The organism is Brachyspira hampsonii 30446 (assembly GCF_000316195.1).
Lineage (GTDB): Bacteria > Spirochaetota > Brachyspiria > Brachyspirales > Brachyspiraceae > Brachyspira > Brachyspira hampsonii_C.
In genome coordinates this window covers 1,608,699-1,632,031 of record NZ_JH994111.1, presented here as the reverse complement: position 1 = coordinate 1,632,031, position 23,333 = coordinate 1,608,699, and the positions used below count along the sequence as shown (strand labels likewise).

21 protein-coding genes are annotated in these 23,333 nt (G+C 27.6%); 20 read left to right on the top strand and 1 reads right to left on the bottom strand.

The features are described from left to right. Nucleotides 1-21 precede the first annotated feature (21 nt). From A966_RS11825 to A966_RS11795, 7 genes are all read left to right on the top strand, one after another. Nucleotides 22-1,098 carry a M24 family metallopeptidase gene (locus A966_RS11825; protein WP_008725904.1) on the top strand — a complete coding sequence of 359 codons (1,077 nt, stop codon included), beginning with the start codon at nt 22-24 and terminating at the stop codon, nt 1,096-1,098. A 171-nt stretch (nt 1,099-1,269) separates the two neighbouring features. Beyond that, nucleotides 1,270-2,466, top strand: coding sequence for a tyrosine--tRNA ligase (gene tyrS / locus A966_RS11820; protein WP_008725900.1), 1,197 nt, complete (start codon nt 1,270-1,272; stop codon nt 2,464-2,466). A 28-nt stretch (nt 2,467-2,494) separates the two neighbouring features. Next, nucleotides 2,495-5,443, top strand: coding sequence for an LPS-assembly protein LptD (locus A966_RS11815; protein ID WP_039955665.1), 2,949 nt, complete (start codon nt 2,495-2,497; stop codon nt 5,441-5,443). Nucleotides 5,444-5,462: 19 nt separating this feature from the next. Further along, entirely contained in the window at nt 5,463-6,845 is a 1,383-nt protein-coding gene (locus tag A966_RS11810; RefSeq protein WP_008725897.1) for an ankyrin repeat domain-containing protein, read from the top strand. Between the two features lie 97 nt (nt 6,846-6,942). Further along, nucleotides 6,943-9,588, top strand: a complete 2,646-nt coding sequence (locus A966_RS11805) for an ankyrin repeat domain-containing protein (RefSeq protein WP_008725894.1) — start codon at nt 6,943-6,945, stop codon at nt 9,586-9,588. Nucleotides 9,589-9,764: 176 nt separating this feature from the next. Continuing rightward, nucleotides 9,765-10,799, top strand: coding sequence for an NADH:flavin oxidoreductase/NADH oxidase (locus A966_RS11800; RefSeq protein WP_008725892.1), 1,035 nt, complete (start codon nt 9,765-9,767; stop codon nt 10,797-10,799). 150 nt (nt 10,800-10,949) lie between these two features. After that, nucleotides 10,950-11,696: an ankyrin repeat domain-containing protein gene (locus A966_RS11795; protein WP_008725890.1), complete on the top strand. Its 747-nt coding sequence runs from the start codon at nt 10,950-10,952 to the stop codon at nt 11,694-11,696. Between the two features lie 2 nt (nt 11,697-11,698). Here the strand turns inward: A966_RS11795 and A966_RS11790 are convergent, their stop codons facing one another. Further along, nucleotides 11,699-12,979 (bottom strand): ankyrin repeat domain-containing protein, encoded by a 1,281-nt coding sequence (locus A966_RS11790; RefSeq protein WP_008725888.1) that lies wholly within the window; start codon nt 12,977-12,979, stop codon nt 11,699-11,701. Between the two features lie 173 nt (nt 12,980-13,152). Here A966_RS11790 and A966_RS11785 point away from each other — a divergent pair, with 173 nt between their 5' ends. The 13 genes from A966_RS11785 (at nt 13,153) to dnaK (ending at nt 23,321) form a co-directional block, all read left to right on the top strand. Next, nucleotides 13,153-13,725 carry an HD domain-containing protein gene (locus A966_RS11785; RefSeq protein ID WP_008725886.1) on the top strand — a complete coding sequence of 191 codons (573 nt, stop codon included), beginning with the start codon at nt 13,153-13,155 and terminating at the stop codon, nt 13,723-13,725. 25 nt (nt 13,726-13,750) lie between these two features. Then, nucleotides 13,751-14,392 (top strand): isochorismatase family protein, encoded by a 642-nt coding sequence (locus A966_RS11780; RefSeq protein WP_008725884.1) that lies wholly within the window; start codon nt 13,751-13,753, stop codon nt 14,390-14,392. Further along, nucleotides 14,389-14,922 (top strand): methylated-DNA--[protein]-cysteine S-methyltransferase, encoded by a 534-nt coding sequence (locus A966_RS11775; RefSeq protein ID WP_008725883.1) that lies wholly within the window; start codon nt 14,389-14,391, stop codon nt 14,920-14,922. Before A966_RS11780 ends, A966_RS11775 begins: the two co-directional genes overlap by 4 nt. A 28-nt stretch (nt 14,923-14,950) precedes the next feature. Continuing rightward, nucleotides 14,951-15,505: a GNAT family N-acetyltransferase gene (locus A966_RS11770; protein WP_008725881.1), complete on the top strand. Its 555-nt coding sequence runs from the start codon at nt 14,951-14,953 to the stop codon at nt 15,503-15,505. 64 nt (nt 15,506-15,569) lie between these two features. Then, nucleotides 15,570-16,862 carry an AAA family ATPase gene (locus A966_RS11765; protein ID WP_008725879.1) on the top strand — a complete coding sequence of 431 codons (1,293 nt, stop codon included), beginning with the start codon at nt 15,570-15,572 and terminating at the stop codon, nt 16,860-16,862. After that, nucleotides 16,859-17,386: a hypothetical protein gene (locus A966_RS11760; RefSeq protein WP_008725877.1), complete on the top strand. Its 528-nt coding sequence runs from the start codon at nt 16,859-16,861 to the stop codon at nt 17,384-17,386. Before A966_RS11765 ends, A966_RS11760 begins: the two co-directional genes overlap by 4 nt. A 122-nt stretch (nt 17,387-17,508) precedes the next feature. Further along, the gene (locus tag A966_RS11755; protein WP_008725876.1) at nt 17,509-17,799 is read left to right on the top strand and encodes a hypothetical protein; all 291 of its coding nucleotides are present in this window, start codon (nt 17,509-17,511) and stop codon (nt 17,797-17,799) included. Further along, on the top strand, nt 17,796-18,113 hold the full coding sequence (locus A966_RS11750) for a hypothetical protein (RefSeq protein WP_008725875.1): 318 nt from the start codon (nt 17,796-17,798) through the stop codon (nt 18,111-18,113). Before A966_RS11755 ends, A966_RS11750 begins: the two co-directional genes overlap by 4 nt. Before the next feature lie 34 nt (nt 18,114-18,147). Next, on the top strand, nt 18,148-18,504 hold the full coding sequence (locus A966_RS11745) for a YkvA family protein (protein ID WP_008725873.1): 357 nt from the start codon (nt 18,148-18,150) through the stop codon (nt 18,502-18,504). Nucleotides 18,505-18,593: 89 nt separating this feature from the next. Next, nucleotides 18,594-19,976 carry a chromosomal replication initiator protein DnaA gene (dnaA, locus tag A966_RS11740; protein ID WP_008725871.1) on the top strand — a complete coding sequence of 461 codons (1,383 nt, stop codon included), beginning with the start codon at nt 18,594-18,596 and terminating at the stop codon, nt 19,974-19,976. A 510-nt stretch (nt 19,977-20,486) separates the two neighbouring features. Continuing rightward, complete coding sequence (locus A966_RS11735; RefSeq protein ID WP_008725870.1) at nt 20,487-21,095, top strand: nucleotide exchange factor GrpE; 609 nt, start codon at nt 20,487-20,489, stop codon at nt 21,093-21,095. A gap of 20 nt (nt 21,096-21,115) precedes the next feature. Then, nucleotides 21,116-21,325, top strand: a complete 210-nt coding sequence (locus A966_RS11730) for a hypothetical protein (RefSeq protein WP_008725868.1) — start codon at nt 21,116-21,118, stop codon at nt 21,323-21,325. Nucleotides 21,326-21,398: 73 nt separating this feature from the next. Beyond that, entirely contained in the window at nt 21,399-23,321 is a 1,923-nt protein-coding gene (dnaK, locus tag A966_RS11725; protein WP_008725866.1) for a molecular chaperone DnaK, read from the top strand. Nucleotides 23,322-23,333: the final 12 nt, after the last annotated feature.

Sequence of the window (23,333 nt, the reverse complement as noted above, 5' to 3'; positions counted from 1 at the left end):
AGTTTTAAAGGAATTATTCTTATGAATGCTAATAGATTAAACAGAGTTATTGATTCTATGAAAGAAAAAAATATTTATCAATTTGTTATAACAGATAGAATGTCAATATATTATCTTACAAATATTAATATACATTCAGGAGAAAGATTTTTAGGACTTTATATTAATCAGGATAATGAAGTTCATCTTATTAATAATCAGCTTTTTCCATTAAATAATAATGATATAGATATTTTATACTATTCAGATACAGAAAGTGCTGTAAAGAAATTATCAAAATTTGTCCGTAAAGATAAAAATATAGGAATAGATAAGGTAATGACATCAAATTTTTTGCTTGAGATGATGGAGCTTAATATTGCAGAAAGTTATTTAAATGCGTCAAGCTGTATAGACTATGTAAGAATGCAAAAGGACGAAGAAGAAATAAAAAAGATGATAAAAGCATCAGAGATTAATGATAAAAGTATGAATGATATTATTAATTTTATAAGATCTGGCATGAAAGAGCTTGACATCTTAGAGGAATTAAAACTTATATATAAAAGAAACGGAGCAGACGGAGGATTTTCTTTTACACCTATAATAGCTTTTGCAGAGAATGCTGCTAATCCTCATTATTCTACAGGCAATAATATAATAGGAGATAATGGCTGTTTGGTTATAGATATGGGCTGCATGCATGATGGATATTGTTCTGACATGACTAGAACTATATTTTTTGGCGAGCCTGATGATGAGGCTAAAAAAATATATAATATAGTAAAAACTGCTAATGAAAGAGCTATTGATAAAGTAAAGGAAGGATTAAAATTTTCAGATATAGATAATGAGGCACGTTCATATATAACAGGAAATGGATATGGAGAATATTTTACTCATAGAACAGGGCATTGCATAGGTATGGATGTTCATGAATATGGAGATGTTAGTTCTGTTCATCAGGCATTATTAAAAGAGGGCATGATATTCTCAATAGAACCAGGTATTTATTATGCTGATAAGAAAGTGGGTGTAAGAATAGAGGATTTGATACTTGTAACTAAGGAAGGACATAAAAACTTGAATAGTTTCACAAAAGAAATGATAATAAAGTAATAAGATTATATATTAAAAAATATTGAATTAATATTAAAAAATTATTCTATTTTATTTATAATTAACATAATAAAAATTCTTTATTTGACTTTAATTGAAATTTACATTATTATTAATATTCTACTATAATTATATTTTTGTTATAATAATTTTTATTAAAGGGATAGTAAAATGGAAGATAAAAAATACAGTATTGAAGAATCTATAGAGTTAATTACAAGAGGAATCAGCGAAGTTATAGGTTTAGAAGAAATAAAAGAAAAATTAAAAAGCGGTAAGCAATTAACTGTAAAAGCCGGCTTTGATCCTACCGCACCAGATATACACTTGGGACATACTGTACTTTTAAGAAAAATGAGACATTTTCAATTATTAGGTCATAAAGTTATATTTTTAATAGGTGATTTTACCGGAAGAATAGGAGATCCTTCAGGTAAAACTAAAACAAGACCAAGACTTACTTTAGAAGATGTTTTAAGGAATGCTGAAACTTATAAGCAGCAGGTTTTTAAAATTTTGGATCCTGAAAAAACTATAGTTGAATTTAATTCTAAATGGCTTGAGAAAATGAGTTTTGCAGATGTGCTAGGACTTACTTCAAGATATACTGTAGCTCAGATGATAGAGAGAGATGATTTTTCTAAAAGATATAAAAACGGACAGCCTATTAGTATTATGGAATTTTTATATCCATTAGCACAAGGATATGATTCTGTTGCTTTGGAATGTGATGTTGAGCTTGGAGGAAATGATCAGAAATTTAATTTGCTTGTAGGAAGAACATTGATGAAGGAGTATGGATTATCTCCTCAGGCTGTTATTACTGTTCCTTTATTGGAGGGCTTAGACGGTGTTGAGAAGATGAGTAAATCATTAGGAAACTATATAGGAATATATGACAGTCCTAAAGATATGTATGGTAAAGCTATGAGTATACCGGATAGTTTAATATCTAAATATATGGAGCTTCTTACAGATATACCTATAGATGATATAAAGAATTATGTTAAAGCTATGGAAAATGGTGAAAACCCTAGAAATATAAAAGGTATATTAGCAAAAGAGATAGTAAAAATATATCATGGAGAATCAGAAGCATTGAATGCTGAAGAAGAGTTTAAAAGAATATTCAGTTCTAAAGGACTTCCTGATGAGATAGAAGAAGTTATTATTTATAAAGATGATAATATTTTAAATGTATTATCCATTTGTATGTCATCAGAAAGTAAATCCAATTTGAAAAGGCTTGTTTCTCAAGGAAGTGTTGCTTTGGATAATGAAAAGATAAATGATATAAATTTTTTGATTTCTAAAGAGGGGATTTTAAAAGTAGGCAAACGCAATTTCTTTAAAATTAAATTTTCTTAAAGTTAGTGATTGAGTTTTAGAGGATAGAATGCGAATCTTTGTCTTGTTATTATTTACATTAATATTTAATGTGTGTCTTTATGCTCAGGATACTAATGCAGATAATACTAATGCAAATACTATTGCAACAAATAATAATAACATTTCTGCTAATAGAGGTGAAGGTGCAATAATGCAGATAAATAGATTCGATGCCAGAAGAAACCCTGTGTCATTTATTAATTTAGTTAATTTTACTCCGTATTATGTATTACAAGAATATGCAAAAGTTAATAATATAGAAATTTATCCTTATGATACAGAATCTACTTTGAGAGCTAGAATAATAGAAAGGCAAGTAAATATAAAGCAGGAAGTTATTAGAGGAAATGAAGAGGTAAGGGAAATTGCAAGAACAACTATAAACAAAGGCGGAGCTCAAGTAGAACTTGTAGGTGCGGATTTTGCTGAAAGATATGCAGTAGAAGAAGCAGATGAGGAGCTTATATCATTATACGGTAATGTTACTATGAAAATGTATAATAATACATTAATAGCTGACAAAGTTGTTTATAGTTTGAAGACTGGCGAAGTTTTTGCTTCTGGTAATATAACCGTAGAGTCATCTGATACTACTCTTAATGGTGAATGGTTTATGCTGAATAGGGAAAATAAAAAAGGTATTCTATTCGGCGGCGGCACGAAATTTATGAGTTTTACAGTTGAAGGCCGTATTATAAAATTTAATGATCAGGATTTTTTTGCTGAGAACAGCAGTGTAAGTTTTTCTCGTCTTACTCCTGTAGCCCATGATTTTTTAGCCAGCAGAGTTTATCTTTGGGATAGTAAAAAAATGATGGTATTTAATAGTCTTTATAGGGTAGGAAGACAGCCTGTATTCTATTTTCCTCTATTTATTCAAAACAATTTCGGTACAGGTATAATATCTTCCTTCGGAGAATCTTTAAGAGAAGGTGTTTATATACAGAATTATAAAATATTTGATTTGTATGGAGTTCAGCATAAAGTAAGATTTGATGCTTATCAGAAATTAGGTTTTTTGATTGGCGATGAAATAAGATATACAAGTCAGTATCAGAATTTGGCTCTTGATGCTATGTTTGCTTTAGGAAGACAGTATTATTTACTTGACTCTTATATTACTTCAAGTATAGGTTATGGAACTAGGTATGTTAACTATTTTACATCAGGTGAGTCTGGGAAGTTTGTACCAAGATACAAATTTCAATATGATCATACAATTCAATTATACAGCAGTCAAAATATAAATAGTTATGTTACAGGAAAGCTTAATTTAAATAGTGATTTATATTTTAGATCCGACTTCTACAATCAAAGAGGTAATTTTGATATATTAACATTTTTTACTTCCCTTACAGGAGATTTACAGGATATAGGCGATTCTTATCCTGAAAGTTATATTGAAAATTCTGTATATTTTAATAATAATATTTATGGCGTCAATTTAAAAGTAGGAGCAGAATGGGATTTGCAATCTGTTAGAAATATATCAGTTGATGTTAATACTAACTTTGATTATTATATGCCTAAACCATATAAACTTATTCTTCCTTCTGTAGAAGCTAGTTATAGTTCTGTATTTGGAGATGAAACATCTTATTACTTTCCGAATCTTAATATTAACTATAATTTAAGAGCTAATTATAATCATACTATTAATTATAAGACATCAGAAGGTATAGCCTTTTACAATAATCCGATGCTTGACTCACAATTAAATGATAAGCTTTCTGAGAGGAATAATCTTAATTTATACGGAGATGTATCAAGAACTTTTACTAATGATTTTATAAGGTTTGTGCCTAGTATTAATATGGAATATGCATATCAAAATAGTATAGATCCTTCAGCTGAAGATTTGATTTATGATAAAGATAATACTTATTTGGGATTAGGAACTGGTATGAATTTTTCTATGTTTTTACCTTATAGTATTCTGCCTTATAATTTTACTCAATATTTTGAACCTACCATAAGATGGGATACTACTTATACTTTGGGATATAGATTTAAAGAAAAGTATGTTGATAATGATTATGGAAATTCACAATTTGGGGAATTTAATAATCATAATTTTACAACCAGATTTTCTATGGGTGGAACAGGGTATAGTTTGTTTTATTTACCAGATTTAAATCTTAATATGGAAACATTTATAACAACAGGTTATGACTTTATACCTACATATAATGTAGAAACTAAATCTTATCAAGTTGAATTTTCCACAAATAAGATGCTTACAACTGAAGTAGGTGCTTCTGCAAGACTTTTATATAATGAATCTTATATATCTTATGATGTAACTAGAAATTTATTAGGAACTAATTTAACAGCTAATAGAATAAATGCATATTTTCACTTTCCAATACCTTTGGGCAAAATCACAGATTGGATTTTAATAAAAAATAATAAAAAACCTTTTTTTGATGGTATAGTTAATGATTTTAACTTATATTTCGGATTTGCTTTTACTCATGATTTTATTAATTATAGATATAATACAGCCTCATTTACATTTGGTATAGAGCTTCAGGTTTTAGAACAATGGAAATTCAGAATATCTACTACTAGTGCAAATGAAAATACTTACAGATATATAAAATCTTATGCAGAAGAAGAAAATCAAACTTGGGTTAATCCTTTTTGGGATATTATAAATTCATTTAATTTTTCTGATTCTCAAAAAAGAACGGATAGTTTATTTAAATTAAAATCCATAGAGGCTAGTATTTGGCATGAATTAGATGGGTGGCAGATTCAGGCGACTTTTGCTGTTAAACCTTCAACACTTCCGTCTGATATTACTTCGGGTTCTGTAAAAGGGGTTTATTGGAATAAAGAGTTTTGGATTGAATTTACTCTTACAGACTTTCCTAGTGTCGGTCTTCCTAAAAAAGAATATAATCTTAATAGTACAATTACCGATTTGCAAGATAGTGCTGCTACTACACAGTAATTATTGTTTAGGTTTTTTTATGAAAAAAATTATAATTATTATGTTTTATTTAAGCATATTCTTATTTGCTGAAGATTTTACAGATATAGTAACTGATGAAATATCGGATTATGATTTAAATATCAGTTATGATAATTTATATGAAGCTATAGATAATTATGATGCAGATTATATAAGAACGGCTATAAGTAATGGGAATATAAATATTGATTCAAAACTTGAAGATGATTATCCAAATAATTTAGGAGGGGCTACTCTCTTACTTTATTCTATATATAAGAATGCAGGAGAAATAACTAAAATTTTAATAGATAATGGAGCTGATTTAAAAGCGAGGGATTTTAAAACTTGGAATAGCATTATGTATGCGGCTGCTTTTTCTGACTTGGATACTATTGCATTACTTGCTGAGAAAGACAGTACATTGCTTGATACTAAAACAGAATTTAATGTAACACCTTTGCATATAGCTTGTGATTATAATAATCTTGATGCTTTGATGTATCTATGTACTAATTCTAATATAGATATCAATGCTCAGGATATAGACGGCTGGACTGCTCTTTATCATGCTGCAAATTCTAAGAGTATTGAGGCTTATAATTTACTAATAATTCTCGGAGCAGATACTAATATTGCTGATAATCATAATGTATTGCCTGAAACTATACTTACTAGAAAAATTGAAGATGAGATTAATGAGGTAAGGGATATTGATATTGAATTATTTAAAGCTGTAGAAAAAGATGATTATAGAAAGATAAGAACTTTAATAAATAGAGGTGCTAATATTAATGCTAAAGACGGATACGGTTTAAGCGTTTTACATTTAGCTATAAAGTATAATAGTTTTAGATCTGTTGATGTGCTTTTAGCAAATAGAAATATTGATTTGGAATCTACCCTTCCTGAGGGGTATTTTACTCATTTAGGAGATAACTCTTCAGATGCAGTTTATATAGGAAAGGCTACACCTCTTATTTATGCTATATTTAAAAGCAGCGGAGATGGCAGAATAGTAAATGCTCTTATAAGAAAAGGTGCTGATGTAAATGCTTCAGATGAAGAAGGCTGGTCTACATTTTTATATGCAGCTGCTTTTGGAAATAGTTCTATGCTTAGAAATATTTTATTAAAAAATAGAAATCTTATTAATAGTAAAACAAAAGATAATGTTACTCCTCTTCATATGGCTGTAGTTTATGATAATATAGATAATATAAAATATTTGGTTAGAAATTTAAAAGCGGATATTAATGCTCAAGATGATGACGGCTGGACGGCTTTGTATTATGCAGCTGCTAATAATAAAAAAGAAGCTTATGACTTGCTTTTAAGATTAGGTGCTGACAAAAATATAGCCAATAATGATGGATTAAAGCCTGCTGATGTTTTACGCTAAATTATCAATTTTGTTATATTGCATTAATTAATTATTATTATATAATTTTTAATATTATGTTTACTTATTAAAATAAATATATTAGGAAATTTTTATTATGATTAAAAAAGGATTTTTATTTATTATATTACTTTTTACTATTAGTTTCAATATATTTGCTTTAACTCAAAAAGAGCAGGAATTTTTTGATGCCATAAAAGAAAATAAATATGAATCTCAATTAAAAAATCTTTTAAGATATAAAATGAATTTGAATACCACAAATGAAAGAGGATTAACTCCGCTTTTGTATGCTATTGAATGCGGTAATGAAAGAGCTGTAAGAGTATTGCTTGAGTACAGTGATGTTAATATTGAATATAAACTTCCTGATGATTTTGCTGATTATCCTTATATAAATAAATATGAAGGTGACAGCTTTAATATAGGAGGGGCTACTCCTTTAATGTTTGCTATATTTAAAGGAAATGCTAGAATAGTTAAACAATTAATAGATAAAAATGCCAATGTTAAAGCTAGAGATAATGAAGGAACTTCTGTATTTTTATATGCATGCGGTTTTGGTAATGGCAATATTATAAGAATGCTTCTTGTGAAAGATAGAAACCTAGTTAATGATAAAAATTCTGATGTTAATGGACTTCATTATGCTGCTTCTCTCAATAATTTAGAGACTATTAATTTTTTAATTAAAAATGTTGATATGAATATTAATGACAGAGATTCAAACGGATGCACTGCTTTATATTATGCTGCTTATCATGGAAAAAAAGAGGCTTATAATCTTCTTATTAAACTTGGTGCTAATAAAGATATAGGAGATAATTATGGAGTAAAGCCTGAATATATTTTATCTGGAGGAAGCTCTGCTGTTGATTTAGGTGATGATAGCAATGAAGAAAATAATAATTCATTTACAAATACTTATGAAGAAAATATGTCTATTATTAGAACTATTCAGGAATCAGATACTAATGCTTTAAGAAATATAATGATGTATTCTAATTTTAATATGAACTCTGTAATTATAGCTTATGAAACTCCTCTTACTTATGCTATACATCTTGGCAAAGATGATATGGTTAATGAACTTTTAAAATATAGAATTGATAATACAAATATTATTAATATAGAAACTAGTTTTATACCAAGAGATGATTTATATTTTAATGAAAGCAGAGCAGAGTTTACAGGGTATGTATATTTGTATAATGCAAGTCCTTTGCAGTATTCTATATTTAAAGGTAATACTAATATAATAAATACTCTTCTAAAATACGGAGCTGATATATGCAGAAAAGACAGTTTAGGAAATAATGCTTTAATGTATGCAGCGAGTTATGGAAGTGCAGAAGTTATTGATACGATTTTAAATTACAGCAGTAATTCTTATAGAGTTGTAGATATATATGGGGATACTCCTTTACATAATGCAGCATTATTAGGAAATACTAATACTTTGACTGCCCTTATGAATAGAACTCCTATAAATATAAATACACAAAATATTGATGGTAATACTCCTTTGCATTTGGCTGTAAAAAATCATAATACTAATACATACAGATTTTTACTTTTAAAAGGTGCTGACTATACTATAAAAAATTATGATGGAAAAACAGCTTCTGATTTACTTTATGGTGATGGTATTGAGAGTATAGAAAGCATTATAAGTAATGATGCTAATTCATTTACTAATATCTATACGAATGATAAATTTAATAAGATAAATACTAATAATACAAACTTAAATAATACAAATTTAATTAATACAAATAATGATTATAATAATACTAATTATTATAATGATAATCAAAATAATAATATTGGCACAAACAGCAATTATGATTCAGAAACTTTACCTTATAATGATATACAGTATACTAACAGCATTAATAATGAAAACACATTTGATAATGTTATGGCTGTTAATGCTAATACTTTTGCTGATGACTTAATATACGAGTATAGCGATGAAGGTATTACTGAAGATAATTCTGATGATTATGTGGAAGATGATACCGATGATGATTATTCAGAATATTACAATGCAATGAGACCTTTATTTGAAGCTATATATAATAACAATGTTTCTGATGTATTAAAGGCTGTTTCAAATGGTATTAATATAAACTCAAGAAATGAAGATGGTTTTACTCCTTTGCTTTATGCTATTAATTATGACAGACTTGAAGTTATGAAGGCTCTTTTAAGCTATAGCAATATTATAGATATAGAAATGCCTCTTAATAATTATACTAATATATATTCTGTAAAAGGAAAAAATTTCAGCGGAGAAGTATTATTTAATGGTACAACTCCTTTAGAATATGCAATATATAAAGGTAATACTAATGCTGTAAATCTGCTTATAGAAAATGGAGCTGACACAAGAAAAAAAGATTATAATGGGTACTGTTGTATATTTTATGCTTCAGCTTTTTCTAATCCCTATATGATACACTTTTTACTTGAAAAAGATTCTTCTCTCACAAGAGAAAAATCATTAAGCGGAAGAACAGTTATGCATTTTGCTGCTCTATATGGAAATGACGAAGCCATATCATATTATTTATCTAATACATTTTTAAGTATTAATGCTCAGGATAATGAAGGAAATACTCCTTTGCATTATGCGAGTGAAAATGGATATTCTTCTACTATAGATTTACTTATTAGAAGAGGAGCTAAAACTGACATAAAAAATAATGAAGGTTTGACTGCTTCTGAGTTATTAAAATAGTAAATGTATAATATGTTTTATATTTTTTAGTTTTTTTGATATTCACATATAATTATTTTATAAGTATATTTAAATTAATTATATTGTGAAATTGAAATATTAAAAGAATTGTTATATACTATATAATACTATATAAAGAATATTTGATATTTAATTTTTTATAAAGGAGTTATTTTATGAAACCAGAAAAAAGCAATCTTTTTACACCTTTGAAGATAGGTAATCTTGAAATAAAAAACCGTGTAGTAATGCCTCCAATGTGTATGTACAGTGCAGAAGACGGATATGTTAATGATTGGCATATTCAGCATTATTCTACAAGAGCTATAGGCGGAACAGGACTTATTATTGTTGAAGCTACAGGCGTGCTTCCTTATGTAAGTTCTATCACTGATAATGATTTGGGTATATGGGACGATAAATATATTGACGGATTAAGCAAACTTGTTAAATCTATTAAAGATAACGGAGCTTTGGCTGGAATACAAATTAACCATGCAGGAAGAAAATGCGAATCTGTAAAAGTAGATAAAATATATGCTCCTTGTGCTGAAGCATTCAATGACAAATATAGAACTCCTGTTGAAATGACTAAAGAAGATATTAATGAAGTTGTTGATGCATTTGTTAAAGCATTTGTAAGAGCTAAAAAAGCTGGTTTTGATATGATTGAAGTTCATGCGGCTCATGGTTATTTAGTTTCTACTTTCTTATCACCATTATCAAATAAAAGAACTGATGAATACGGAAAAAACAGAGCTAAAATTTTAGAAGAGATTTTAAGAAAAGGAAAAGAAGCTGTAGGTAAAGATTATCCTATACAAATAAGAATATCTTCATATGACTGGAAAGAAGGCGGAAACACAGTAAAAGATTTCGTTGATATGTTAAAACCATTAGAAGAACAAGGATTATTTGATTCTATCAATGTTAGTACAGGTGCTGTTACTGCTGACGGTAAAATCATACCTTATGAAGGCTATCAAATACCTTTCTGCAGAGAGTTAAAACAATATATGAAAGTTCCTTGCATAGGCGGAGGACTTTTAACAGATCCTAAAATGGCTAATATGATAGTAAGAAACGGTGCTGCTGATGCTGTATATATTGGAAGAGAGATTTTAAGAAACCCTTATTGGGCATTACAGGCTGCCAGAACTTTAGGTATTGATGTTCCATTCCCTAAACAATATGAACAGGCTAAAAGATAATTAAAAATATATAATTAAATATTTTTTGATTATAATATTCAAGGCTTAATTATGTATATTTATTATGCATAATTTAAGCCTTTTTTATTTTTTTCTAATAAGCATTATTTTTTCTTGATATATTTTTATTTAATAATAGAATTATAAATTATGAAGGCTTTATCTATTATCATATTTATAAGCATTTGCTGTAATATTATATATTCATTTACTCAAAATGAAAATGATTTAATTATGGCAGCTGAAAAATCTGATATTATGTCAATTAGAAATATACTTAATAGAAAAGATGTTAATATTAATGTTCAAGACAGATACGGTGTTACTCCTTTGATGCATGCTGTATTTAATAAAGATATTTATATACTAGAGTTATTATTAAAGAATAATGCAAACCCTAATATGCAAAATGACAGCGGTAAAACTGCTTTAATATATGCATGCAATACTTGTGACTTTGATATTATACAGATGCTTATATGGTATAATGCGGATGTTAATCTTAGAGATAATTATAAATCTACAGCTTTGATGTATGCTTCCAGCAGAGATGTAAATATAATAAAGTTACTTTCAGATTCAGGTGCTGATATTAATGCGCAGAATTTAGACGGAAAGACTGCTTTGATGTATAATATTTTAAATAAGGCTGATGCTGATATAGTGAAAACTTTTATTTCTTTAGGGGCTGATGTCAATATTCAGGATATTCATGGTTATAGTGCTTTAATGTATGCTGCTATACTTGATTATAGAAATTTAGTTGAAATATTAATAGAAAATGGGGCAGATGTAAATAAAAGAAATAATTATAACAAAACAGCTTTAACTATGTCTGAAGAAAATAAAAATTATAAAATGGCTGAAATTTTAATTAAATACGGTGCGTTAAGATAATATTAATTTACTTCTTCTAATCCTAACAATTTTTTTATTTCTTTATTATTTATTTTCTTTGCTAAATCTATAGCTTTACTGTCAGCAGCTGCATTATTTCTTATAAGTTTTCTGCACATTTCTAAATTATTATTTTCTACTGCTATAGCTAATGGAGTGTATCCTCTGCTGTCTTTTATCTCAGCATCAGCACCGTTTAATAATAAATTATCGACTATAGATATATTATTATTTTTTACCGCTATATGTATAGGAGCATATCCATTATAGATATTATTTAATTCAGATTCTGCATTTATTAAAATATTAGATATTTCAGTATCATTATTAATAACTGCTATATTTAATGCTAATTGATTTTGCTCATTTAATATATTTATGTCGGCATTATATTTTATTAAAGCATTTATAACATCTATATATTTACTTTTTGATTTATGGGCATTCATTACAGATAAATGCAAAGCAGTATTTCCATTTTTATCTTTTATATTAGGATTGGCATTTTTAGATAAAAGTAAATTAACACTTTCAAGCAGTTTATTAGAATTGTTTTCTATTACATAATGCAGAGATGTTTTGAAATTGGCATTTGTATTATCAATATTAGCCCCCAATTTTATAAGTTCGCTTGCCGCCTCTATAGAACCATTTCCCACAGCATAATGAAGCATAGTATTTGTATCTTTAGTATCAACATCTATTCCTAAGTTTTTTACTAAATAGTTTATATTTTCTGCATTATTTCCAATGCTTGCTGATTTAATTAATGATACAACATCTTCGCTATTCATAAGAAGGTATATATTTTTATTAAGATAAAGTTCTAATATTTGCGGATTGGAATATTCTGATGCAAGAAATTCACTTCTAGGTTTTTCTTTCATCTTAAAATTGATATTTGCTCCTGAATCTATCAATAATTTTACACTTTCAAAATTTTTATTTACAGCAGCAATATCCATAGCTGAATAGTATGAACCGTCTATGTATTGATTATTATTTGTTATTTTAGTATTACTTTCCAAAAGAATATTTAAATCTGTATATGGTGAAGTTTTAAGTACATTAATAGATGAAGTTTGATTATTTTCTGCTGCTATATGTATGAGTGAATATCCTCTTTCATCTTTAATATTCGGACTTACATTTTGTGATAATAGAGTTTGTATAGTTCTAATATCTCCTATTTTGACAGCATTAATCATTTTATTTTCATTTTCTGTTAATGCATATAGAGTAATAATATTTATAAATAATGTTATTATTATAAGTTTTTTCATATTATTTCCATTTATTATTAATTTAATATTATGTATACTAATATTATAATCATCGTTTTTATATTTATTTTTATTATAACTTTTTTATTATTAAAATATTATATAAATAGAATAAAATATTGAAAAATAGACAAATATAATATATACTTATGATAATATTTGGAGGTTTTTAAATGGCTAGCATAGAAAGAGATAAAGCTATTGAACTATTTAAAAAATATAACAATGAGCATTCATTATTTAAGCATGCATTATCAGTAGAAGCAGTTATGAGATATTTTGCCAGAAAAAACGCAGAAGATGAAGACGAATGGGGTATGGTAGGTTTTTTGCATGATATGGATTATGAAAAATATCCTGATGAGCATTGTATTAAAGTTAGGGAAATACTTGAGGCAGAGGGACTTCCTGATAGTTTTATAAGAGCCATTCAAAGTCATGGTTATGGAATTTGTACTGACATAGAGCCTTTAAGCAATATGGAAAAAACTTTATATGCTGTTGATGAGCTTGCCGGTTTTATTACGGCATGTGCTTTAGTGAGACCTTCAAAGAGTTTAGATGATATGGAAGTAAAATCTGTTAAGAAGAAATTGAAAGATAAGGCATTTGCAGCCAAAGTTGACAGAGCAGTTATAAATAAAGGTTCTGAAATGTTGGGAATTAATATAGATGAACTTATAAAAGAAACGATAGAAGCTCTTATTCCTGTGCAGGAGAATATAGGGCTTAATAAAATTTCCTAAATATTAATGTTTACGGACTTGGGTTATGAGTAAAATAAAGATACTTACAATAGTAGATATGCAAAATGATTATATGGAAGGCGGTCCTATGGCTGTTAAAGGTGCTTCTAAATTAGTGCCTATCATAAATGATCTTATAAAGAATGGCGAGTATGATGCAATAATTGCAACTCAGGATTGGCATCCTTCTAATCATATATCTTTTGCTTCAACTCATGAAAAAGAGCCTTTTTCTAAAATAAAAGTTATAGATCAGGATACCGGAGATGAAGAAGTTATTACTTTATGGCCTCGTCATTGCGTTGCCAGAACTTATGGTTCGGCTATAGTTGATGGTTTAAGGAAGAAAAAAGATTATATATATGTTCAAAAGGGAGTTGATCCGGACGACGAGGGTAATTCCGGTTTTTCTTATATGCATAAAGAATTCATAGATGCTGCCAGAGAAAATAAAGAAACTTTGGTGCTTGATTTTGTCGGCGTTGCTCTTGATTACTGCATATTTTTTACAGCGAGAGATACGGCTGAGTATGTGGCTTCTATAGATGCTGAGTATTTAGTAAGCGTAAATGTACTTGGATATGCTTCTGCTGCAGTTAATCCTGAAGTTATAGAGGGATTATATGCTTCTTGTCCTCTAATTAATCTTAAAAAGGTTAAATTGTGAAAATTATTAGGCTTGATAAAAAAACAACTTTTAATAAAGCCTATATTTATAAAAGCCCTATCGGCGATATAATATTAATGACAGATGAAACTTCTCAATATATCACATCATTAGAGTTTAACTTAAATAATATTAATATATCATCAAAACAAGATGAACCGTCTATAATAAAGAAAGCAAAAAAGGAATTAGATAATTACTTTTCAAATAATTTAAAAAAATTTTCTATTCCTTTAGCTTTATATGGTACAGATTTCCAATATAATGTTTGGTTAGAAACTTTAAAGATACCTTTTGGTAATGTTGTATCATATTCTGAAATAGCAGCAAATATTTCTAATAAAAGAGGAAGCATATCGAGAGCAGTTGGAACAGCTGAAGGAAAAAATAAAATAGCTATTATTATACCTTGTCATAGAGTTGTAGGAGTAAATAAAAAATTAACAGGCTATGCCGGTGGCTTGGATAAAAAAGAATATTTACTAAGACATGAAGGTTTTAATATAGTTAATTCTAAAATTATAATATAAAAATAAGATTATAATAGGTTGATTTTATATGCTTAAAAAGACTTATAAAACGAATAGGCTTTTTCTATTACAGCCTAATATAAATATGGCTTCAGAGATAGTTGATTTTTACAGAAGAAATAGAGAGTTTTTTAAAGAGTTTGATCCTCAAAGACCTGAAGTATTTTATAAGGTTAATACTCATAAAGATATTATAAAAAAAGAGCTTGAGGAAATCAGGCTGGAAAGAATGCTGAAATTTTGGATATACAAAATAGAAGATAAAAGAAAGATTATAGGTATGATTAATTTCAGCAATATTTATAAAGGGGTTTTTTTATCAACTACAGTAGGCTATAAATTAGATGAATTTGAACAAGGTAAAGGCTACATGACTGAAGCCCTTAAAGCAGCAATAATAATAGTATTTAAAGAACTTAAACTTCATAGAGTAGAAGCGAATATAATGCCTCATAATAAACCTTCATTAGAATTGGCTAAAAGATTGGGATTTGAATATGAGGGGCTTGCTAAGAAATATTTAAAGATTAATGGTAAATGGGAAGATCATATTCACATGACTATAATAAATGATGAATTGTGATTTATAGATATTTTAGTATTTTTATTATATAATAATAAACTGTTTAAATTATTTTGGAGATAATATGTCAAATTTGATAATTAAGAATTTAGGTCCTATAACAGATTTTGAAATGGATATAAAAGATTTTAATTTGATTATTGGTGAGCAGGCCGTAGGAAAAAGTACAATTTGTAAATGTATATATTTTTTTAGATTATTAAAAGATGATGTTAATTCTTTTATAGTTGAACTATTATTAAATAACGATAAAAATAATAATGTCTTATCAAAAGAACAGTTAATATCACAATTAGATATTAAGGCTAAAGATTTATTTATAAAAATATTTGGTGATTTAGAATATACAGATTTATTTATTTTATATAATTATAAAGCATCTCTTAATATAGAAATAAAATTTGATAAAGATAAAAAATTGATTATATCTTATAGTGATGCTTTACTAAATATGGTATATAATTTTTATAATGAAATAAAAAATATTAAATACGATAGAGTTGAAAAACTAGATTTATTTAAAAGAATTTTACCTATTTTTTTAAATAAAGGTATATTTGATGAGGAATATAAAACTTATTATATACCTGCTGCTAGAAGTTCATTATCTTTTATTAATAATCAGAAAACTAAACTTAATTACGAAGCTATTGATTTAGTTAATTTGAAATTTATACAATTTATAGAAAATATACAAATTTTATTTTCATCTGGTATAAATAAAATAAATTACCCAAATAAAAGAAATAATACTTATATAAGTAGTATGTCAGAAAAAATTATTAGTCTTATGAAAGGAGAATATTTTTCTGAAAATGGTACAGAATATATTTTATTAGATTCTGAAAAAAAAGAAAAAATACCTGTTAATTATATATCTTCTGGACATCAGGAAATATTATGGCTTTTGAACATTTTATATTATCTTATTATAAGAAATGAAAAGGCTTTCGTGATTATAGAAGAACCTGAAGCACATTTATATCCTAAGATGCAAAAAGAAATAGTAGATTTTATAGTTCATTTTATGAATATGACAGGAAGTACAGTTTTTATAACAACTCATAGTCCTTATATATTAACAAGCACTAATAATTTATTATATGCAGGAAAGATAAAAAAAGAAAAAAATAATGATGCGGTTAATGAAAAGATTGATAAGTTATTTGGTAAGTATGGAGTTATTGATACGGATAAAATAAATGCATTTAAACTCTATCTTAAAGATAACAAAACATCATATTCAAATTTGATAAATGAAAATAGCGGTGAAATTATGACAGAATTGATAGATGAAATTTCTGATTATATAAATGAAACTTATACTAAATTACTTGATATAGAAGAAGATTTATGATTGATGATAATTTTATAAAACAATTAAAAAAAGATGAAACTATAACTTTATTTGATTCTCAGACTAAAGTTTTTATATACGCTTTAGATGATATTTATATTATTACAGTTGATAAAGGTATAATTTCAGATAACATAAAAAAATGTGACTATTTAGCATATAGAAAATATGATAGAACATGTTTTATAGAGCTTAAAGGCAAGAAAATTGATGAAGCTTATAATCAGATAACATCATCAGTTCATCATATATCTAATAATGAAGATTTATCTTTTTTAATTAATGATGTTAAAATTTTATATGCATATATTATTAGTAAAGAAAATAATAGAATACCTAAAGGAATAAATAGTAAAAAAAGAGAATTGGCAACTATTTTATATAGAAAGTCTAAAGAAAAATCAAAAATAAATAATTATTTGGATTTAGTTAAATATGTTAAAACAGTATCAAATAATGATAAAAGAGAATCATCAGATGAAAATAATTTAATTTGCAGTTCTAAAAAACCTTTGAAATTATAGAATTTTTATTTGTTATTTTGAATATATTTGCATAAAAATATATAAAATTAAGTCTCTAATACTTTACAAAGTTAAATATTTTTGTATAATACCATTATCAAAATTATTTATGAGGTATATAAATGTCTGTAAAATGTGTTTGGTGCGGAAAGGAAATAGAAGAAATACAAGGACAGGCTACTATGGATACTTGTGATGAATGCGAAGATTTTTTTGAAGAGCATATCGATGATATAGCAAAATCTTTAAATGAACTTCTTAAAAAAAATGAATCTTCATCATCAAAACCTACAGAAAAAAAGGCTTGGATTAGTTATTCGCTTATAACAGCAATTCATATGCTTAGCTCTAAACCATATATAGAATTTAAAGACTCTAAATATAAAGATTTAATTTCGTGTGATAAAAAATGAGAGCATTATATATAATAACTTTTATATTATTTTGTTTTTCTGCAAGTTTAATACCTAAAAGTCAGGAGAATTTTTACTGTGAGTATTGCGGAAATAAGTTTAGTTCAGTTAAATTATTAACTTCTCAAAATTGTATGCGACACCCAGATGGTAATTATAAAGGCAAGCATAAACTTTATGAAGGCAGTGAAAAAGATGAATATACTTGTAAATACTGTGGTAATAAATATAAAACTATAAAACAGTTAACTTCTGCAAAATGTATGCGTCATCCGAATGGTAATTATAAGGGATATCATTCTCCTGCTCTTTAAGAATTATATATAATACTAATATTACGGGGGATTTATGAATAATTATGATAATAATGAGCGAGAAGTTGAAATAGTTAATGATGACTCTAATGATAAAAATAATTCTTTTAATTCTATCATTTCTTGGATTCCATTTATATTAGCTTTAATATATACGATTTCGCCCATTGATTTTATTCCGGATGTTATACCTGTTGTTGGTTGGGGAGAAGACGCTTTGTTTTTAATTGCATCGGCTTTGCATGGCATTCAAAATACTGCACTAGATAAAAATACATCTATATATAAGATAGTTAAATATATAAAATGGGCTTCATTAATATTTACTATTATGTTTATACTGATATTGGTTCTTCTTATAGTATTAGTTTTTAAAGTTTCAGCTAATTAGTAATAATATATACTGTAATTTTCTATATTTAATTTAAAAATATAAATTCCGATTATTATATAGCTAGAATATATTTTAAAGATAAAAATATGGAAGAGATAAAAAAGTATTGGAATGAATTTTTAGATATTATAAGTGAAGATGATGAGTTCGCTGGTGTTGCTCTGCTTAAAGGCAGTATAATTGTATCTGATAGTGAAAATAAAGCTGATATAGTATGCTCTGGAGATTTTACTGCATCTCATATAAAAAAAGACTTTTTAGCAAGAATAAAAGATTTTTTTGAAGATAGGCTAGGGCATAATATAGATATAGATGTCAAAGTAGATGCAGAACTTGTTAATAAGTATCTGCATATAGAAGAAACAGAAGAATATTCTGAAAATAAAGAAAATAATTCTAATAAAAATATATTAGAAGCATCAAAAAAAGAAAATTCTTATAGTAAAAGCAATTTAAACGATTATTTTAGGTTTGATAATTTTATACAGGGGAATAATAATAAATATGTATTTGAAGCTGCCAAATATGTATCATCTAATCCTGGCAAAGAATATAATCCCCTATATATATATGGAAGTGTTGGTATAGGAAAGACTCATTTACTTCAGGCCATAGGTAATAGTTATATGCAGAATAATCCTAATGCTAAAGTTCTTTATATAGACGGAAGCGGGTTCAGAGATGAATATGTATCAGGACTTCAGAATAAAAAACCTGAAGTTTTTAAGAAAAGATATAAATCTTTGGATATGCTTTTGCTTGATGATTTGCAGCTTCTTGAAAGTGCTCAGGAAACATCTAAAGAGCTATTTGAAATATTTCAGGCTTTAGATAATTCATCAAAACAGATGGTATTTGTCAGTGATAAGCCTCCGAAAGAGTTAAGAAATATAGAAGCAAGATTAAAAAATAGATTTGAAAAGAGTCTTATTCTTTCAATAGAGCCGCCGCAATATGAAACTAGACTTGCAATAATAGAAAGAAAACTATTCGATTTGCATACAAGTATAGATGAAGAAGTTATGAAATATATGGCAGAAAATATTACAACTGATGTGAGAAAGATTGAAGGTGCAATAAGGGCATATTTATCGGTAAGAGATTTAATGAAAATAACTCCTAATATAGAGCAATGCGATAAATTGGAGATATTTAAAGATTATTTCACTAATAAGCCTAAATTGAAGAATGCTACAATAAAAGAAATAAAAAAAATAGTTGCTGATTATTATGGTATAGAGATATCATCTTTTGAAAGTAAAAACAGAACAAAATTTATATCTAAAGCTCGTCATGTTGCTATATATTTAGCTTGTGAATATTCTAAAAAGTCTGTTACAGAAATAGGACTTGATTTTAATAGAGATCATGCTTCTGTAATACATGCCAGAGATAAAGTTAAAGATGAATTAAAAACAGGTTCGCATTTATACTCAGAAATTAATGATATAATAGCCGGAATATCATAAAATTCTTAAAATAAAATATAAAAAATGATTGACTTTTATATGATTTTATATATAATTTAGGAGTATTGTTAAATTAATACAATTTTTCATAAACCTCCTTATCACCCTGATGTCTTTTATACAGGGTGATACTTTTTTTAACGGAAATTCAAACTTTTATTGTCTAATATTGTCATAATGTTCATTTTGCTATATTTATATGTCTAAAAATAATACATGATTGAATATTTTAGATGTATAAAAATTGTACATCTAATATTATATATCTTTGTATTTAGCTATAATTAAAAATTATTTATATGTTTTAATATGTTTTTGTATTATATTTAGCATATTATTTATTAGTTTTTCTTAGTATTTATATGTTTTAGATATATTTTACTTAGTTATTTTTTATGAAATATATTGTTTAAATTTTATTTATTGGCACATTTATTGCATATAGTAGTGGTATAAAGCTGAGAATATTAAAAAGTTATAAAATAAGACTTATTAATAAAAGGAGAATAAATGGAAGAGGAAATAAAAGAAAACAGTGAAGATAAAAAAGAGGAAGAAAATGTAGAAGCAGAAGCAGCTGAAAACAATGAGCAATCAGAAGAAAATACTGAAAATAATACTGAAGATGAAATAACTGCATTGAAAAAAAGAATAGAAGAATTAGAAAATGAATCTGCTGATATGAAAAATAAATATATGTATGCTATGGCAGAGGCAGAAAATATTAGAAAGAGAACATCTAAAGAGAAAATCGACGGTATAAAGAGAGCGAATAAAGAACTTTTATTGTCTTTGTTAAATTTTATGGATAATTTTGAGAGGGCATTAAAAGCTGGAGAGAAAGAAGAAAATATTCAGAATTCTGAGTATTATAAGGGAATATCATTAATACATAAACAATTTATAGACTTTATGCATGATAATGGGGTTTCTGAAATAGAGTCTTTAGGAGAAGAGTTTGATCCTAATGTACATGAGGCATTAACTATGATAGAAGTTCCAGATCTTGATAAAGAAAAGGTTGTTGAAGTTTATGCTAAAGGTTATAAATTGAATGATGAGCTATTGAGAACAGCTAAGGTAGTAGTGGGAAAACCTCCTGCGGCACCTAAAGAATAAATAATTAATTAGGAGATTTTATGGCACATATTCAACTTTTTAGAGCTTATTACGAGCCGAAAGCAGACAAAAAGGAGAGCATACAGCATATAAACAGAGTTCTTCAGGATTTGACTGATGCGATTAATAATCATATCAGAGATAAAGAAGTAATCAATGTTGACCTTACTACTTCTCATTTGGGTAATGGTCATACTGAGTATGTTGTTAGTGTTCTGACGAAAGACTGACAGTATATAATTTAAGATATATTAATTTTAGTATTAAAAGATTTAGTAATATTTGAAAAAGGAGAAATTTATTATGAGTAAAATAATTGGAATAGATTTAGGAACAACAAATTCATGCGTATCAGTAATGGAAGGCGGTAAACCTGTAGTAATAACAAATGCTGAAGGAAACAGAACAACACCTTCTATAGTAGCATTTACAAATAAAGGCGAAGTATTAGTAGGTCAGCCTGCTAAAAACCAAATGGTAACTAACCCAGAAAATACAATATTCTCTATTAAAAGATTTATGGGTAACACTTATGCAGAAGTAACAGAAGAGCGTTCAAGAATGCCTTATACAGTTATAGAAGACGGTGGCAAAGTAAAAATTAAAACTTTGGAAGGAAACTTCACTCCTCAGGAGATAAGTGCTAGAATCCTTCAAAAGATGAAACAAACAGCAGAAGAGTATTTAGGTGAAACAGTAACTGACGCTATTATTACAGTACCTGCATACTTTAATGATAGTCAAAGACAATCTACTAAAGATGCAGGCCGTATCGCAGGACTTAATGTATTAAGAATAATAAATGAACCTACTGCAGCTGCTTTAGCTTATGGTATAGAAAAGAAGAAAGATGAAAAAATAGCAGTTTATGACTTAGGCGGCGGTACTTTCGATATATCTATACTTGAATTGGCTGACGGAGTATTTGAAGTAAAAAGTACAAACGGTGATACTCACTTGGGCGGTGATGATTTTGACCAAGCTATTATTGATTGGCTTATAGATGAGTTCAAAAAAGATACAGGCGTTGATTTGAATAATGATAAAATGGCTTTACAGAGATTAAAAGAAGCTGCTGAAAAAGCTAAAAAAGAAGTTTCAAGTTCATTACAAACTGATATTAATTTGCCATACTTGACAGCAGATGCATCAGGTCCTAAACACTTGAATGTATCTTTATCAAGAGCAAAATTTGAGGATTTAGTAAGAGATTTAGTAGAAAAAACTCGCATTCCATGTGAAAAAGCATTGAAAGATGCAGGACTTTCTACAAGCGATATAGATGAAGTTATACTTGTTGGAGGTTCTACAAGAGTACCTTTAGTACAGGAAACAGTTAAAAACATATTTGGAAAAGAACCAAATAAAAGTGTAAACCCAGATGAAGCAGTAGCAATGGGAGCAGCAGTACAAGGCGGTATCATAAAAGGTGATGTTAAAGATGTACTTCTTCTTGATGTTACTCCGCTTTCACTTGGTATTGAAACAGAAGGTTCAGTAATGACTGTTTTAATCAACAGAAATACTACTATACCTACAAACAAAAAACAAGTATTCTCTACAGCAGCAGACAATCAGTCATCTGTAACTATTAGAGTATTACAAGGTGAAAGAAAAATGGCTAATGACAACAGAGAGCTTGGAAGATTTGACTTGGTAGGAATACCTCCTGCACCAAGAGGAGTACCTCAAATAGAAGTTTCATTCGATATTGATGCTAACGGTATCGTACATGTTACAGCTAAAGATTTGGGTACAGGTAAAGAGCAGAAAATAACAATAGCTTCTTCAAGCGGACTTAGCGAAGATGAAATAAACAAAATGGTTCAGGACGCTGAAAAACATGCTGAAGAAGATAAGAAGAAAAAAGAGGAAGTTGAAGCTAAAAACAATGCTGACCATATGATTTATCAGACAGAAAAATTATTGAAAGAAAACGGCGATAAATTACAGGCTTCTGACAAATCAGAAATTGAGTCAAAAATGAGTGCTTTAAAATCAGCAGTAGAATCTAATAATACAGACAGTATTAAAAGAGCTACAGACGATTTACAAGCAGCATGGAGCAAAGCTTCAGAGGCACTTTATAAACAAGCAGGAGCACAGCAAGGTCAGGCAGATGCAGGACAGCAGGCACAGTCTGATAATAGCCAAGATTCAGGCAGAAAAGATGACGGCGTAGTTGATGCTGATTATGAAGTTGTTGATGATAATGACAAAAAATAAATTATTATAAAT